This window comes from Spirochaetota bacterium (assembly GCA_004297825.1).
GTDB lineage: Bacteria > Spirochaetota > UBA4802 > UBA4802 > UBA5368 > FW300-bin19.
The window spans coordinates 43,258-60,175 of record SCSX01000040.1 but is presented as its reverse complement, the minus strand read 5'-3'; the positions used below and the strand labels follow the sequence as shown (position 1 = coordinate 60,175).

Below are 16,918 nucleotides of genomic sequence, written 5' to 3'. Positions count from 1 at the left end.
ACGAAATCACCACCGTGGTGCAGCCGGATATATCCGTGGTCTGCGACGCAAAGAAGCTGGACGAACGGGGGTGCCTGGGCGCGCCGGATCTCGTGGTGGAAATAGTCTCCCCGGGGACAGCCGCCAAGGACATGCGGGAAAAGCAGGCGCTCTACGAGACGCACGGCGTGAAAGAATACTGGATCATCCATCCGCTTGAAGAAACGCTCATGGTATTTTACCGCGGGAAGGACAAGCTCTATTCCAGGCCCGTCATCTATTCCCCGCCGGACACCGTGAAGGTGAAAACCTTGAAGGGACTGTCGGTAAACCTGACCGATTTGTTCAGAGAATAAGCTCTTTGCATGATCACGCATGAAGGCATTGCCGCGAAGGGGCAGTGAGCACGGCGCGATAAACCATCCTTGACCTTTCGTCCCCGCCCGGATACGTTGTCTCTTCATGAACAGGTTTGCGAATACATTCCGCGCGCTCGAGAACCCGAACTTCCGGCTGTTTTATATCGGCCAGGGCATTTCGCTCGTGGGCACCTGGATGCAACAGCTGGCGATGAGTTGGCTCGTGTACCGGCTCACGGGCTCCGCCCTCATGCTCGGGGTGATCGGCTTCGCGGGGCAGATACCGGCCCTCGTACTGGTCCCCGTCGCGGGCATGCTCGCCGACCGCTTCGACCGGCGCGCGATCCTGGTCCTCACGCAGGGGCTCGCCATGCTGCAGGCCTTCGCCGTGGCGCTCCTCGTTCTCTCCGGGCTCGTCGAATCATGGCACCTGGTCGCGCTCGCCGCCGCGCTCGGCTGCGTGAACGCCTTCGACATGCCCACGCGCCAGTCCTTCGTGATCGAGATGATCGACCGGAAGGAGGACCTTCCCAACGCCATAGCGCTCAATTCGAGCCTGTTCAACGCGGCGCGCCTCGCGGGGCCTATGGTCGCCGGGGCGCTCATCGTCGTGATCGGGGAGGGGATGTGCTTCCTCCTGAACGGCGTGAGCTACATGGCGGTGATCGCGTCGCTCGTGGTAATCCGCGTGCCCGCGAAGCCAGTCAGGGAAACGCCGGAAAATCCCCTTGCCGCGCTCATTGCGGGGGTGCGCTACACCTTCGGATTTGGTCCCATACGCGCGCTTCTCCTCCTCATCGCGCTCATGAGCCTTGCGGGCATGTCCTTCACGGTGCTCCTGCCCGTCTTCGCAAAGAGCATCCTGGGAGGGGACTCGGGCACCCTGGGGGTATTGAGCGGTGCGACCGGCTTCGGGGCGCTCGCGGGCGCGCTCTACCTCGCCTCGCGCGCCGACGTCCGCGGCCTGGGGCGCGTCATCGCCCTCTCGTCGGCGGTGTTCGGCGGGGCGCTCTGCCTGCTCTCCGTATCGCGCACAACGGCACTGTCCGCGGCGGCGCTCGCGCTCGCGGGCTTCGGCATGATCGCGATGATGGCGTCCGGCAACACGATCTTGCAGACGATCGTGGACGACTCGATGCGGGGCAGGGTGATGAGCTTCTACACGATGGCATTCGCCGGCATGGTCCCGTTCGGGAGCCTCGCCTCCGGGGCGGCGGCCGAGCGTATCGGAACCCCCCTCGCCGTGGCCGCGGGCGGGGTCCTGTGCATCGCGGGGGCGCTCGTGTTCGCCTGCTACCTTCCCCGCATGCGCGCGATGGTGCGCCCCATCTATGTGCGCAAGGGCATCATCCCCGAGATGGCCCAGGCCATGCATTCCGCCGACGCCGTAACGTCGATGCAGGAGGAGTAGAGACGTACCGCGGTACGTCTTGCATTCACCAACCCCGCACGCCCCTGACCAGCCTCATTTATGTAATATTACAAAAAATCCTTGACAAGTATATACAATCTATATACATAGATAATATATATATTAAGTATATAATCACAAGGTCGATTGTGTCCGATGCAGCCACGCGGCCCGCAACGGGGCCGGGCGAATCGGCGGCACGAATAAAAGCCTGCGAACAGGGGTTTGCGAACAATGTCGATCAAATACGCGATTTTGGGCCTTCTTCACTACTCGAACATGCACGGCTACCGGATCAAGGAGCATCTCGAGAAGAACTTCGGACACATGTGGTCCGTGAATTTCGGGCAGATATACCCGAACCTCAAGGAGCTCGAGTCCGAAGAGCTCGTCACCATGGTGGAGCTCCGTTCCTCGGAAAACGGCGGGCCGCACAAGAAGCTCTACGCGATCACCGAAAAAGGAAAGGAGGAATTCTCGCGCTGGCTTGAAGAATCGCCCGACAAGCAGATGCTCCTGCGCGACCCGTTTCTCCTCAAATTTGCCTTCATGGGATTTGGGAACGACAGGCTCGCGCTCAAGTATATCGACGAGCAGATAGCCGTGTACGAGTCCCAGCACGCGCGGCGTGCGGAAAACCGCGAGCGCTGGAGAAAGCAGGGCGTCCACGTGCAGCTTCTCGCGGAGCTCGGTATCGAATTCAACGAAATGTATCTCACCTGGCTCCGGCGCGCGCGCGAGGAGATCGGGAATAACGCCGCGGTATCGTCGGCCGGGAAAAGATAACTTCACACAGCCGGGAGGTCGCGAAAATCCTTGCCGGCAATGGCGCATCGATCGCGGGTTTCGACCTGGACGGCAAGGGGCTCGAGAGCCCGGAGCAGGGGCCGGCAGGCACGAAGGGCGATCATTGCTGCTCAGGCACATGGATATCGCGGACCGGACGCCCGGGGCGCAGGGAGGGGGAATGAAAACATACGACAAGTTCTACATCGGCGGACAATGGGTCGAGCCGGCCGGCACGGATACCGTCGAGGTCGTCAATCCCTGCACCGAGGAGGCCATCGCCCGGGTGCGCATGGGCAACGCCGCTGACGTGGACAGGGCGGTGATAGCGGCCCGTGCGGCCTTTCCCGCCTGGGCGTCCACGACGGTCGCGCGGCGCGCCGCGTTCATCGCGGACATCGCGAAGGCGATGGCCGCGCGCCAGAACGAGATCGGCGATGTCATCGCCCGCGAGATGGGGATGCCCCAGGCGCTCTCGCGCATGGTCCAGGCGGGTCTGCCCATAGCCGTGCTGAATGCCTTCGTGCCCCTCCTGGAGGGCTACGAATTCGAGTACAGCATTAACGGCACGCGCATCGTGAAGGAGCCCATCGGGGTATGCGGCTTTATCACGCCGTGGAACTATCCCCTGCACCAGATAATCGGGAAGGTGGCTCCGGCGCTCGCGGCCGGCTGCACGATGGTGCTTAAGCCAAGCCAGCTCGCGCCCCTGGACGCCTTCATATTGGCGGAGATAATGGACGAAGTGAAACTCCCCGCCGGGGTGTTCAACCTGGTGGCCGGCGCCGGCTCGAAGGCGGGCAATGCGCTCGCGTCCCACCCGGGAGTGGACATGGTCTCGCTCACCGGCTCCACGAGGTCGGGGACGCTCGTTTCCCAGGCGGCGGCGGAGACCATCAAGAAGGTAACGCTGGAGCTGGGCGGCAAGTCCGCGAACGTCATCCTGGACGATGCCGATCTCACGAAGGCTGTGCCCAAGGGCGTCTTCAACTGCTTCCTCAATTCGGGGCAAACCTGCATCGCGCTTACCAGGATGATCGTTCCCGCCGAGAAACAGGCGGAGGTCATTGAAATCGCGAAGGGCACCGTGGGGCTCATGAAGATGGGCGACTCGTTCGAGGAAGGCAATTACCTGGGGCCCATGGTGGACGCTGCGCAGCAGCGCTCGGTGCGCGCGTACATCGAGGCCGGTATCCGCGAGGGGGCGACGCTCGTCCTGGGCGGCCCCGAACAGCCGGAAAACTTGAAAAAGGGCTATTACGTGAAGCCGACGATATTCGCCGACGTGCGCAACGACATGACGATCGCCCGCGAGGAGATATTCGGACCGGTGCTGTGCATCATTCCCTACCGAACCGAGGAGGAGGCCGTGAAGATCGCGAACGACAGCGTGTACGGTCTCTCGGGCTCGGTGTGGTCGGGAGACGCGGGGCGCGCGCGGGCCGTCGCGCGGCGGCTGCGCACGGGACAGGTCTTCATCAACGGCGCGGACTTCGACATCAACGCGCCCGCGGGGGGCTACAAGCAGTCGGGGCTGGGACGCGAGCGCAGCAAATACGGGCTCGAGGAATATTTTGAAATCAAGGCGCTTATCGGCCACGACTGAGCGGCGCTATGACGTTATGTGAAATATAGTGGGGAATAACGATCGGACAGGAGAGGGGGGGCGCATGAAATTCGACGGAATCACGCTCGTGACCGGCGCGGCCGGGTTCATGGGGAGCCACCTGGTTGAGTACCTCGCCAATAAAGGGGTGAAGGTGCGGGCGAGCGCCAGGCCGCGGAAGGACATTTCCTTTTTCGAGAAGCTGGGCGTGGAATACGTTCCCGCCGACCTCACGAAGCCCGAGACGCTTCCCCGGCTCTTCGAGGGGAATGTCGACCGGGTGTTCCACCTGGGCGCCATCTGCAATTTTTCGACGCCCTACGAAAGGCTTTTTCCCACCAACGTGCGCGGCGTCGAGCTTTTCACGGAGCTGGTGATGAAACACGGCGTGAAGCGCTATGTGCACGTGGGCTCGACCAGCGTGTATGGCTATTACAAGGGTACGCCCTTCACCGAGGACGGCCCGCGCGATCCGCACGACGCCTACGGGACGAGCAAGCGGGACGGCGAGGACGTCGTCTGGAAGCGCATCGGCCAGGGGATGCCGGGGATCATCACGCGCCCCTGCACGGTCTACGGGCCGCGCTGCAACGACGGCGCGGGAAAAGCGTTCTCCCGGCCCACGGACATATCGGCCATACCGGGACACGGACAGCAGCTACTTTCCAACATACGCGCCGAGGACGTGGCGGCGGCGGTGGAGCATCTTTCGTTCCTCGACTCCGCGGTCGGGAACGCGTACAACATCGCCGAGGACACGCACCCGACCCTGCAGGAAGCGCTTGAGCTGGCTTCCGCGACGTTCGGGACCAGGCCCCCCAGGCTGCACCTGCCCCTGTGGCTGGTGAAAATCGCGGCGAAGATTGAAGGATCGAAGGCGGCGCGAAAAGGAAAAATCCCCGACCTGGAATACGACGCGGTGAAGTACCTGTACGACGACTATATCGTGGACAACGCAAAGCTCAAGTCGACCGGGTTCCGCATGGCCTACCCGGATTTCAGGGAATCCATGACGCAGATGGGGGAATGGTATCGTTCGCATTCGTGTAAATAGTAATAGTAAAGAAATAAATTTACTGGAGGCTCGCGATGAGAGAGGTGATCGTAATAACAGGGCTGGGCGACGGCATGGGCCGTCACGTGGCGAAGATGCTCGCGGGGATGGGACATTCGATCGCGGGTTTCGACGTGGACGCAAAGGGCGTGGCATCGCTTTCCGAAGAGATGGATAAGATCGGGGGAGAGCATCTCCTCATGCCCATGGATATATCGGACCGCGCGGGAATCACACGGTTCCGCGACAAGGTGCTGAAGAAATACGGGAAGGTCGACACGGTGCTTTCCAACGTGGGCATCGGGTTTTTCAGCCCCTTCGAGGAGGTGGACCTCGAAAAGGCGCTCAAGTGTCTCGAGATAAACGTGATCGGCACCGCCGCGATCTTCCAGGCGTTCATCCCGTCGATGCGCGACCGTAAGCAGGGCAAGCTCATAGCCATGTCCTCGCTCGTGGGCCGCATTCCATTCCCGTTCGAGTCTATTTATACCGCGAGCAAGTTCGCGGTGACGGGTCTCATGCTGTCGCTGCGCTACGAGGTTGCGCCGTTCGGGATCAGGGTGTCGATCATCGAGCCGGCCCAGGTGTCCACCACCTTCGCCGCGAAGATACACGTGCTCCCGAAAGATGGGTCGCCCTATCGCGAGCGGGCGCGAAGATTCATCGCACGGGACGACGAGCTGATCAAGACCGCCCCCACGCCTATTTTCGCGGCGGGCAGGATTGTGAAGGTGGTCACCGCGAAGAAGCCGGCGCTCTTTAACCAGATCGATTTCAGCAGCTCTTTTTTACTCTGGATTAATAATTTCCTCCCGACTAAACTGAGGGACGCGATACTGGTGAACTACATGGACATAAAGGTATAGGACGATTCGCGCGCGGTAACACGGCGGGCGCCCGCGGGGATACGTCTCCCGCGCGCGGCGCCCGGCGGCAGTACAATCCGGGGAGGTTGCCATGGGTACGCAGAATGCATCGTTGAAGGACGAGGCCCGGTCAAGGGTCGATAACCTGCGCTGGAAGATAATCGACGCGCCGCAGGAGGTGTGCATCGAGCGCGCGCGTTACGTCACGGAATCCATGAGGCTCCACTGGGACGAGCCGCCGCTCCGGCGGATAAGCTTCGCCCTGGAGCACATCCTCAAGAACATCAGCGTCGTCATCCGCGAGGAAGAGCTGGTCGTGGGATGCCGCACCTCGAAGCTCAAGGGCGCGCCGCTCTTTCCCGAGAACAAGGCGAGGTGGATCGAGGGAGACCTTGACGGCTTCGACCAGAGGGTGGTCCAGCGCGCCCTCATAACCCCCGCCGAAAAGAAGGAGCTCGCCGAATCCATACTGCCGTTCTGGCGCGGGAAGACCGTAGAAGAGTGCATGGAAGGGCGCATGCCCGCCGACGTCGCCGCGGACATGGATAAGTACATCTTCACCATGATGCTCGAGATCACCTATGGCATAGGGCACTTTACGATGAACCACAAGAAGGTGCTCGCGCGCGGCCTGCGCGGCGTGATGGACGACGCGCGCGCGAAGATGGACCGGCTTTCCAGTGAAGAAAAGGCCGGCGAAAAGGGCCTCTTCTACGAGGCGGTCATACGCTCATGCGGCGCGGCTGTCATCTTCGCGCGGCGTTATGCCGATCACGCCGATGCGCTTGCCGCCGCCGAGAAGAACGCCTCGCGCGCCGCGGAGCTGCGCGAGATCGCGCGGGTGTGCCGTCACGTGCCCGAGTTTCCCGCCGAAAGCTTCCACGAGGCGGCGCAGTCGTTCTATTTCATCCACCTGATCGCACAGATCGAGTCCGGGGGGAATTCAATCTCCCTGGGGCGCATCGACCAGATCCTGTATCCCTACTATAAAAAGGACGCGGACGCGGGACGCATCACGCCCGATCGGGCTCGCGAGATCCTGGCGCTCCTCTATGTAAAGACGAACGAAATATGGAACGTGCTCGAGGAGGCCTTCATCCCCGGCGGCGAGGGCACGGAGGGCAAGACCACGCAGAACGTCACGGTGGGCGGAATGGACGAACGCGGGGAGGACGCGACCAACGAGCTGAGCCTTATCGGCCTGGACGCGTACGCGGACGTGCGCACGGTGCAGCCCAACTTCGGCGTGAGGATTTCGAAGAAGGACACGGGGCCCCTGTTGACCAGGGCGGCCGAATACGCGCGCGACGGGGTGCTGCTGCATTTTTTCAACGACGAGGCGATCATCGCGTCGCTGGTAAAATCGGGCCACACGATCGAGGACGCGCGGGACTACGGTGTCGTGGGATGCCTGGAGCCCAATGCGCAAGGCAAGACGTTCGGATCGACCTTCGCGGTCCAGTTTAACGGGATCAAGTGCGTCGAGTTCGCGCTCTCCAACGGCATCGACAACATCTTCGGATACCGCTCCGGGATCGAGACGGGTGACCCCGCGTCGTTCACGTCCTTCGACGATGTGTGGAAGGCGTACGATGCGCAGATGCGCCATTTTATCGGCCAGATGGTCCGCGGCATGGGGGTGCTCGACGGGGCGATCGCGGAGATGGTTCCCTCTCCCTTCGCCTCGGCCATGGTGGAGGGATGCATCGAGAAGGGAAAGGACCTCACGGCGGGGGGCGCCGTCTACAACTCCACCGGCGTGCAGCTCATGGGATTCGCGAACATCGTGGACAGCCTGTACGCCGTGAGCTCGGCCGTGTTCCGGGATAAGCGCTTTTCCATAGGCGACTTGGCCGAATGGCTTTCCGCCGACTGGCAGGACCACGATGACAAGCGCGCGTGGTTCCTGAACCGCGTTCCCAAGTACGGCAACGACAACGACGAGGTCGACGCGATGGCGGCGCGGGTCGTGGAACACTACTGCGACGTGCTGGCGGGACACCGGCATCACCGGGGCGGCGCGTTCTGGCCGGGGATATTCTCGGTGGGCTTCCATATAAGCATGGGCGCCTTCACGGGGGCGACGGCGGACGGCCGTTATGCGGGAGACGTTTTAGGCAACGGGATCACGCCCACGACGGGAAACGCCGCGAGCGGGCCCACGGCGATCATGAATTCCGTGGTGAAGCTTCCCCTGGCGAGGATTTTCAACGGCGCGAACCTGAATATGCGCTTCCAGGGGAAAAGGATAATGACGGCGCACCTGGCCGTGCTCATACGCACCTATTTCGCGAACGGCGGCATGCAGGTACAGTTCAACATGCTGGATTCGGACGTGCTCAGGGAGGCGAAGGCGATGCCGGAAAAATACCGGGACCTCTTCGTGCGCGTGAGCGGCTACTCCGCGGAGTTCACGGGGCTCTCCGAGATCGCGCAGGACGAGATCATCAGCAGGACGGAGTTCGAGCTCGCGAAGTGAGCGCGGAATCCGGGATATCGCGCATCGGCGCACGCGGGAGGAGGGAGAGATGGGCAAGGTGATGAGCACCGCCGAGGCGGTCGGAAGGTTCGTGGGCGACGGCGACTTCCTTTTTATCGGCGGCTACATATGCCGTCCGCCGTTCGCCGCCATCCACGAGATCATCCGCCAGAAGAAACGGGACCTGACCGTCACGAGGAGCAACGCGGCCGACGACTTCGACATGCTTATCGGTGCCGGGTGCGTGAAGCGCTTCATCTCCACGTTCATCTCCCTGGGACTGTACGGCCTCGCGCGGTGCTACCGCCGCTCGATCGAAAAGGGAATCCCGCACAAGATCGAGATCGAGGAGTACACGAACCTCTCGCTCCCCCTCATGCTCATGGCCGGGGCGCTGGGGATGCCCTTCGTCCCGGTGAAGGACATGGCCGGCACCGACCTCTTAAAGATAAGCTCGTTCATGGGCGAGAAGAAATACAAGCAGATCGACTCGCCCTTCGACGGGAGCCCGGTGCTCCTCGCGCCCGCGCTGCGGCCCGACGTCGCGATCATCCACGTGCAGCAGGCCGACGAGGAGGGCAACGCGCAGATGTGGGGGATCGGGGGTGACTGCAAGTGGGGCGCGAACGCGGCGCAGAAGGTGATCGTGAGCTGCGAGCGGATCGTGAGCCGCGAGACCGTAGGCACCGATCCCTCGCGCACGATCGTCCCTTCATTTAAAGTGGTCGCGGTCACCGAGGAGCCCTTTGGCGCGCACCCGGGGTACACGCCCGGATTCTACGACGTGGATTTGACCTACGGATACCTCTACCAGCAGGCCTCGTCGACGGCCGAGGGGTTCGATAAATTCCTGGACGAGTGGGTGTACGGCATGAAGGACCGCGCCGGGTACACCCAGCACTTCATCCAGCGTTTCGGGTACGCGCAGTTTAAAAAACTCCAGGCGAAGTTCGATTACGGATATCCCGTATCGTACGCCTACTAGAGAGGCCCCACATGACCACGCATCCCGATTCCTACATTAAGCCGGAGCTCATGGCCTGCTGCGGCGCGAGGGAGATACGCGACAAAGACCTCGTGATCGTGGGGACTGGTTTCCCCACGATGTCCGCGAACATCGCGAAGCACACCCACGCGCCCGGGGCGTCCATGATGCAGGAGTCCGGCGTGTTCGACGCGCGCCCCGCGCGGCCGGCGCTCTCGGTCGGGGACCCGTGCCTCAATCCCGGCGCGGCCATGATCGGGGGCCTAATCGAGGTGATGGGCATGTTTTTACAAGGGGGCTGGATCGACGTGGGCTTCCTCGCCGGAAGCCAGGTGGACAGGTTCGGGAACATCAACACCACGGTGATCGGAAATTACGACAGCCCGAAAAGCCGCCTCCCCGGGTCCGGCGGCGCGAACCCGATCGGGGCTCTCGCGAAGCGAGTCCTCATCATCGCGCTCCACAACACGCGCACCCTCGCGGAGCGCGTCGATTTCATCACGACCCCCGGCTACCTTGACGGCCCGGGCGCACGGGAGCGCTGCGGGCTTCCGGCCGGGACGGGACCGGAGGTGATCATCACGAACAAGGCGGTCCTCCGGTTCGACCGGGACTCGAAGGAGGCATACCTGGAGAGCTACCACCCGGGAAGCTCCGTCGAGGAGGTGGTGAAGCTCACCCCGTGGAAGCTCAGGGTGAGCGAGGCCGTACGCGAGACCGAGCCCCCGCGCGCCGAGGAGCTCCGCGTGCTCAGGAAGGTCCTGGACCCGCTGGGGATGATACGGATTTACGAGAAGAAGGGATACGTATAGACGCGGGAAAAACCGAAAGGCGGAGGTGAACGCTCATGGAATATACCAGGGAACTCGCGAAGTTCTGCACGGGGATTTCGTATAACGCGCTTCCTGAAGAGGTCGTGCACAAGGCGAAGCTCTGCCTGCTCGACTACGCGGCGAACGTGTACGGCTCGCTGGAGCTGGACGCCGTGCGCGCGGTGACCGAATGCGTGCGCGCCATGGGCGGTCCCCCGGACGCGACGGCGCTCGGCTGCGGGTTCAAGACCGGGTTGCAGAACGCCGCGTTCGTCAACGGCACCACTGCCGAGGCGATCGAGGCCCAGGACGGCCTGCGCTTCGGGGGCAACCACGCGGTGTCGGCGGTCATTCCCGCGGCGCTCGCGGTCGCGGAGGGCCGGGACCTGGACGGGCAAAGGCTCATCGAGGCGGTGGTTGCGGGCTACGAGACCGCGAACCGGACCGCCGCAGCCATGCATCCATTTCATACGCTTTCCGGTTTTCTCCCCACCGGCACGTGCGGTACGTTTGGGGCCGCGGCCGCCGCGGCGCGGCTCATGGGGCTGGATAAGGACGGGATGCTGAACGCGCTGGGCAACGCGGGTTACCTGCTACCGCTTTCCATGGCGGAGCAGCTCATGGGCGGCTACACGATCAAGATCGTCCAGGGGGGACAGGCGGCGAGCGCCGGCATCATGGCGGCCGAGCTCGCGTCGCGGGGGATATCGGGCTCGCCGGTCGTGCTCGAGGGCTCGGCGCTCAAGGGCGGCTTCACGCAGATCACGCTGCGCGCGGATCCCAAGTGCGAACGGATCACGGACGGACTGGGCGAGCGCTACTCGATCATGGACGTCTACTTCAAGCCCTACACCGCGTGCAGGCACACGCACGGCGCGGCGCAGGCGGTGATCGAGCTCATGGGCGCACACCATTTCAAACCTGCCGCGATACGGGCGATCACGGTGTTCACCTACGGAGTCGCGGCGCTCGCGGTGGGGAAGGGCTTCGCGGAATCGGGGACCTTCGTATCGGCCCAGTTCTCCATACCCTTCGTCGTGGCGGCATGCATCCTGGACGGGGAGCTGGGCGCGAAGCAGCTCACGGAGCGGCGCATCGCGGATCCCGCGCTGATCACGCTTTCCAACAAGGTGACGGTCGTGAGCGATGACGAGCTGAACAAGGCCTATCCCGACAAGACCGCGAGCCGCGTGGAGATCGTCACGCACGACGGGCAGAGGTACGTCCGGCAGATCGATATTCCCAAAGGCGACCCGCGCGATCCCATGGAACAGGACGACATCGCCGCCAAGCTGCGCCTCTTCGCCGGCGGGCGCGACGCGGCGAAGATAGACGGCATTATCGAAGGGATAATGAATATCGAGAAGGCGAAGGGAATAGGGCTCCTCCTGGGATCGATATGACGTCAGGGGCAGGGGGTCCGATGCGCGTACGGGCTTCCGGCAGCGCGATCCGGCAGGGGCGCGCCGGGGCGGCGCAGATCGATATTTATTGCGCATAACGGTAGGGTTTCAGGGTTCGTTACCTTAACAATAGACTTGTTGCATAACTCCATTTTCCACGGGCTATAAGGGGCGAAGCCTCTTAAAAGCCCCCCGCAGGGGTTCCCTGCGGGCGCGAGACGGCAGTTTCGCAACAGGTCCAACATTTCGAGGAGTGATCATGGATTTCACGTTGACCGATGAACAGAAAATGCTGATCGACACTATCCGCACCATGGGGGAGCGCGAGAAGTTCAAGGATCTCGCGAAGCATATCGACGCCACGGGCGAGTTCCCCTACGCGCTCATGGCGAAATACGCGGAGCTGGGCTTCCTGGGGATGACGCTCTCGCCGGAATACGGCGGCGGCGGGCAGAGCGCGCTCAATGCGATCATCACGATCGAGGAGCTCGCGAAATTCAGCCCCATGATCGCCGCGCCGGTCTTCGAATCGAACGTGGGCCCGGTGCGGGTCATCGACCTTTTCGGCACCCCGGAGCAGAAGAAGGCGATACTCCCCGGCGTGTGCAGGGGCGAGCTCTCCGTCTCCGTGTGCATGACCGAGCCCGAGGCCGGCTCCGACCTCACCGCCCTCACCACCAACGCCGAGCAGGACGGGGACGGCTACCTCCTGAACGGGCGCAAGTCCTTCATCACCGGCGGCGGGCACGCGAGCCATTACATGGTGTACACGCGGTTCGGCAAGACCAGGGGCTACAAGGGGATAGGCGGACTCATCGTGGAGAAGGGGATGCCCGGGTTCAGTTTCGGGAAACAGGAGCGCTTCATGGGGCTCAGGGGAATGCCCTCATGCGACCTCTTCTTCGACAACGTGAAGGTGCCCGGGAAAAACCTCGTCGTAAAGCCGGGTGACTTCAACAAGCTCATGCTCACCTTCGACATCGAGCGCTGCGGGAACGCCGCGATGTGCCTGGGGGTCGCCGGGGGCGCGCTCGCCGAGGCGAAAGCCTATGCGATGGAGCGCACCGCGTTCGGCAGGCCCATCTGCGAGTTCCAGAACATACAGTTCACGACCGTGGACATGGCGACGAAGCTCGACGCGGCGCGCCTGCTGGTCTACCGCGCGGCCGCGGGCGCGGGCCAGGGGCTCCCCTCCATGTACGAGGCCTCTATGGCGAAGGCCTTCGCGAACGAGATGGTGGTGAGCGTCACCGACAGCGCGATGCAGATATTCGGCGGCTACGGCTACAGCACGGAATTTCCCGTGGAGCGGATGTACCGGGACGCAAAGGCGTGGTGCGTCGCGGGGGGCACCATCCAGATGCTCAAGATAGGGGTCGCGGGCATGATATACGGGAGGAGATTCGACCAGCGGAAGGGACAGTGAAAACTACTAAGCAAGGGGACCGATATGGGAAAGTATTATAAAGACGCGGAAGACCTGTATAAAATTTACGGGTACTTCCTGAACAGGGTGCTTAGCGACGAGAAGATCGGCACCAAGATGGCGAAGTCGGGAATCATCATCCGCTTCTTCTACACGGACCCGGACGCGGAAATAACCATTGACCTGAAAAACCCGCCCGCGAAGCCGGGATTGCACGGAACCTTTTACCTGGGGCCCTGCGATCTACAGCCGGACGTCTGGTCGAAGCAGCCCGCCGACCATTCACACCGTTTCTGGCACGGGCTGGAAAACCCGATCGCCGGCGTCACCAAGGGAATCATCAAGCAGGGCGGGAAGGTCACGGCGATGCTCAAGCTTCTTCCGGTCATCAAACCGGCGTTTCACATGTACCCGATCTCCCTGCGCGAGATGGGGCTCGATCACCTCATCGTCACGAAGTGACGGGCGCGCCGCCAGAACAAGATTCGGCATACCATCACATCCGCGGGCCGAGATCAACCGAATGCCCGCGGAGGGTGGGACCGGGAAATCCCCGGTGAATTGATCCTGGAGGTGCGGGAATGAACCGGAAGGGTCGCATGCACTACGCATGGTGGATCGTGGTCTCGGGATTTTTTCTCAACCTGGCGGGCATTGGCATCATCATGAACTGCATGGGCGTCTTCTACAAGCCCGTGATAGAATCCCAGGGCTTCACTCGCGGCGCGTTCGCGCTCTATTTCTCAATCGCCGCGCTCTCGATGATGGTGGTCGCCCCCTTCATGGGAAAAATACTCGAGCGCAGAAATATCCGCGTCGTCATGGGGATATGCACCGCGCTCATGAGTGTCAGCTTCGCGCTCTTCTCTCAATGCACTACCCTGGCGCATTTTTACGCGCTTTCGGTCTTCCTGGGAATCGGGAGCGCGGGAACCCACATCATCCCGGTGTCCATGATGATCACCAACTGGTTCGAGGAAAAGCGCGGGCTGGCCATGGGGATCGTCTTCTCGGCGACGGGAATTGGCGGGTTCATCTTCAACCCGTTCTCGAACTGGCTTATCGAACAGTATGGCTGGCAGACCGCGTACCTCGTGCTCGGGATCATCGTGGGCGTGTGCACCATTCCCGTCGCGGTCTTCCTCGTGAGCGCCCGGCCGGCGGAAAAGGGGCTTGCCCCCTACGGGGCGGTCGCGGGATCGCCGGGCGCTACGGCCGATGCCGTTCCCGGGCTTACCGCGCGCGCGGCGCTGCGCGCGCCGGCCTTCTGGTTCCTCGCCGTCATGATCCTGTTCATCGCGGTTGCGAACATGGGGGTCCTCCATCACATCGTTCCCTACCTTACCGATATTGGCGTCGACGCGGGGACGGCCGCGAGCCTCATGTCGCTGCACATGGCGGTCCTCGTCGCTGGGAAGCTTGTCATGGGCGATCTTTCCGACAGGCTCGGGCTCATGAGGAGCCTGCTGCTGTGCATCGCCGGGCTCACGGTTTCCATAGGGCTCCTGTTCGGGGCGGCAATGTTCTGGATTGCGGTGCTGTTCAACGTGCTCTTCGGCTTCGCGATATCGGTGCGGACGGTGCTGCCGCCGCTCATGACGGCCGCCTGCCTGGGCCCGCGCCATTTCGGCGTCATCTACGGTTTCCTGAACGTGTTTACCACGCTCGGGACAGCCATCGGGGTGCCGCTATCCGGGTACATACACGACTTCACGAAAAACTATCATGCGGCCTTCGCCCTGTACATCGCGCTCGGGGTGCTCGCCGCGGTCTTTGGCGTGCTCGCCCTCCGCGGGGCGAAGTTCGCGCGCGCGGGACATTGAGACGGCCATGAAACGAGGGAGCACGACATGTATGCGAATACCGGGAAAATAGCGAGCCTGGAATTGACGTCGGGGCACGCGGAGGAAATCAATCTTCCCGCGCAGACCTATGCCTCGTATATTGGCGGAAGCGGTCTGGCGGCGAGGATATTCTTCGAACGGGCGGACCTGTCCGCGGACCCGCTCGCCCCGGAGGCCATGTTCCTGCTCATGAACGGGCCGCTCGCGGGAATCAAGCTCTCGGGCGCGAGCCGCATGTGCGCGGCGGCGCGCTCCCCGCTCACCGGCACCTTCGCCGATTCCTCGTGCGGGGGCTACTTCGCGCCCGCGTTCCGTTATGCGGGATACGACGGGCTCGTGCTCACGGGACGGCTCGAGCAGCCCTCGCTCATTGTGATCGAAGAAGAAACCATAAGCATACAGGACGCGGATTTCCTATGGGGCAGGGGGATTGAAGAGTGCACGAGTCTTATCCGCGGGCGTTATGGCGCACGGGCAAGGTCGCTGGTGATAGGACCGGCGGGGGAGAACATGGTCCCGTTCGCGTGCATCATGCACGAGGCGCATCACGCCTTCGGGCGCTGCGGCCTGGGGGCGGTGCTGGGCTCCAAGAACGTAAAGGCGATCGTGGTGAAGGCGTCGCCCCGCAGGCCAGTAGTATCGGACCCCGATCGCGTGGCCTCCCTCATAAAAACGCTCACCCCGCGCATCAAGGACTTCGTCATGTCGCAGGTCCTGCACGAGTTCGGCTCGGCGGGGAACCTCGAGGGACACATGTACAGCGGCGACGTTCCCGTCCGGAACTGGACCTCGAACTTCGACGAGGAGATGGCCGAGGCGCTCACCGGGAGCACGCTCTCGGATAAGTACCTCACGCGCGCCGGGACCTGCGCGTATTGCGCGGTCGCGTGCAAGCGCATCGTGAAGGTGGACGACGGACCCTTCACGATCCCCGAGGGACCGGGCCCCGAGTACGAAACGGTTGCGGCGTTCGGGAGCCTCATGGGATCGTCGGACCTCGCGGCCGCGTGCAAGGCCAACCGCGTGTGCAACGACCTGGGCATGGACACGATCAGCGCGGGCGCGACGATCGCCTGGGCCATGGAGGCGTTCGAGAGGGGGCAGATAACGCCGGAGCACACGCGGGGCGTGCCGCTGGAATGGGGCGACATGCGCACGGTGATCGACACGCTTCTTCCCGCGATGGCGAGACGGGAAGAGGGGGCGGGCGCGCTTCTCGCGCGGGGGAGCGCCGCGGCCGCCAGGCTCGTGGGCGGAAACTCCATCGACTACACCGCGCAGGGCAAGGGGCTCGAGTCGCCCATGCACGATCCGCGCGGCGGCGGCCACGGGCATGCCCTCGCCTATGCCGTGAGCCCGCGGGGCGCCTGCCACGTATCGACCGCGATGCACTTCATGGAGACCGGCGCCTGCAACTATCCCGAGATAGGATTCGAATTCAACCTCGAGGCGCTCACCGCCGAGGGTAAGCCCGAAACGATGATGCTCGCCGCGGCGATCGGGAGCATCGAAAACAGCGCGTGCCTGTGCCAGTACGCGGACCGCACCTTCACCATTCCCGAGATGGTGGAGCTGTTCAACGCCGCCGCCGGCTACGGCTACGACGCGCGCACGATGCTCGACGCGGGATACCGCGTCTTTCACCTGAAGCGCGTGATCAACTGCCTGCTCGGCTTCACCGCCGCCGACGACGCGCTCACGCCGCGCATGCTGGAGCCCGCGCGCGACGGCGATCCCGCGGGCATCGAAATTCGTTTCGATGAAATGAAGGCGGATTTTTACGCGCTTATGGGCATGGACCCGGAGAAGGGCGTTGCGCGCACGGCGACGCTCAGGGCACTCGGCATGGACGCGGAGGCGCGGGCCGTATGGCCGGGGAATTCGTAACGGCCTTGAAGGCGCGGATTC

General features: G+C 63.1%; 14 protein-coding genes. All 14 read left to right on the top strand.

The window, feature by feature from the left end; all coding sequences use genetic code 11:
- Nucleotides 1-335, top strand: a 335-nt coding sequence (locus tag EPN93_08945) for a Uma2 family endonuclease (GenBank protein TAL36221.1), incomplete at its 5' end; no start/stop codon positions are given.
- 106 nt (nucleotides 336-441) lie between these two features.
- Complete coding sequence (locus tag EPN93_08940) at nucleotides 442-1,749, top strand: MFS transporter (protein ID TAL36220.1); 1,308 nt, start codon at nucleotides 442-444, stop codon at nucleotides 1,747-1,749.
- 234 nt (nucleotides 1,750-1,983) lie between these two features.
- A complete protein-coding gene (locus EPN93_08935) occupies nucleotides 1,984-2,535 on the top strand; it encodes a PadR family transcriptional regulator (GenBank protein TAL36219.1) in 552 nt (183 codons plus the stop codon).
- Nucleotides 2,536-2,716: 181 nt separating this feature from the next.
- Complete coding sequence (locus tag EPN93_08930; protein ID TAL36218.1) at nucleotides 2,717-4,141, top strand: aldehyde dehydrogenase family protein; 1,425 nt, start codon at nucleotides 2,717-2,719, stop codon at nucleotides 4,139-4,141.
- A 64-nt stretch (nucleotides 4,142-4,205) separates the two neighbouring features.
- A complete protein-coding gene (locus EPN93_08925) occupies nucleotides 4,206-5,195 on the top strand; it encodes an NAD-dependent epimerase/dehydratase family protein (GenBank protein TAL36217.1) in 990 nt (329 codons plus the stop codon).
- A 35-nt stretch (nucleotides 5,196-5,230) separates the two neighbouring features.
- Entirely contained in the window at nucleotides 5,231-6,061 is an 831-nt protein-coding gene (locus tag EPN93_08920; GenBank protein TAL36216.1) for an SDR family NAD(P)-dependent oxidoreductase, read from the top strand.
- Between the two features lie 91 nt (nucleotides 6,062-6,152).
- Nucleotides 6,153-8,540, top strand: a complete 2,388-nt coding sequence (locus EPN93_08915; GenBank protein TAL36215.1) for a formate C-acetyltransferase/glycerol dehydratase family glycyl radical enzyme — start codon at nucleotides 6,153-6,155, stop codon at nucleotides 8,538-8,540.
- Nucleotides 8,541-8,589: 49 nt separating this feature from the next.
- Nucleotides 8,590-9,525 carry a CoA transferase subunit A gene (locus EPN93_08910; GenBank protein ID TAL36214.1) on the top strand — a complete coding sequence of 312 codons (936 nt, stop codon included), beginning with the start codon at nucleotides 8,590-8,592 and terminating at the stop codon, nucleotides 9,523-9,525.
- A 50-nt stretch (nucleotides 9,526-9,575) separates the two neighbouring features.
- The gene (locus EPN93_08905; GenBank protein TAL36223.1) at nucleotides 9,576-10,337 is read left to right on the top strand and encodes a CoA-transferase subunit beta; all 762 of its coding nucleotides are present in this window, start codon (nucleotides 9,576-9,578) and stop codon (nucleotides 10,335-10,337) included.
- A gap of 35 nt (nucleotides 10,338-10,372) precedes the next feature.
- Nucleotides 10,373-11,740 carry an MmgE/PrpD family protein gene (locus EPN93_08900; protein ID TAL36213.1) on the top strand — a complete coding sequence of 456 codons (1,368 nt, stop codon included), beginning with the start codon at nucleotides 10,373-10,375 and terminating at the stop codon, nucleotides 11,738-11,740.
- 259 nt (nucleotides 11,741-11,999) lie between these two features.
- Entirely contained in the window at nucleotides 12,000-13,166 is a 1,167-nt protein-coding gene (locus EPN93_08895) for an acyl-CoA dehydrogenase (protein ID TAL36212.1), read from the top strand.
- A gap of 24 nt (nucleotides 13,167-13,190) precedes the next feature.
- On the top strand, nucleotides 13,191-13,628 hold the full coding sequence (locus EPN93_08890) for a hypothetical protein (GenBank protein ID TAL36211.1): 438 nt from the start codon (nucleotides 13,191-13,193) through the stop codon (nucleotides 13,626-13,628).
- 119 nt (nucleotides 13,629-13,747) lie between these two features.
- On the top strand, nucleotides 13,748-14,989 hold the full coding sequence (locus EPN93_08885) for an MFS transporter (protein ID TAL36210.1): 1,242 nt from the start codon (nucleotides 13,748-13,750) through the stop codon (nucleotides 14,987-14,989).
- Nucleotides 14,990-15,016: 27 nt separating this feature from the next.
- Nucleotides 15,017-16,897 (top strand): hypothetical protein, encoded by a 1,881-nt coding sequence (locus EPN93_08880; protein ID TAL36209.1) that lies wholly within the window; start codon nucleotides 15,017-15,019, stop codon nucleotides 16,895-16,897.
- Nucleotides 16,898-16,918: the final 21 nt, after the last annotated feature.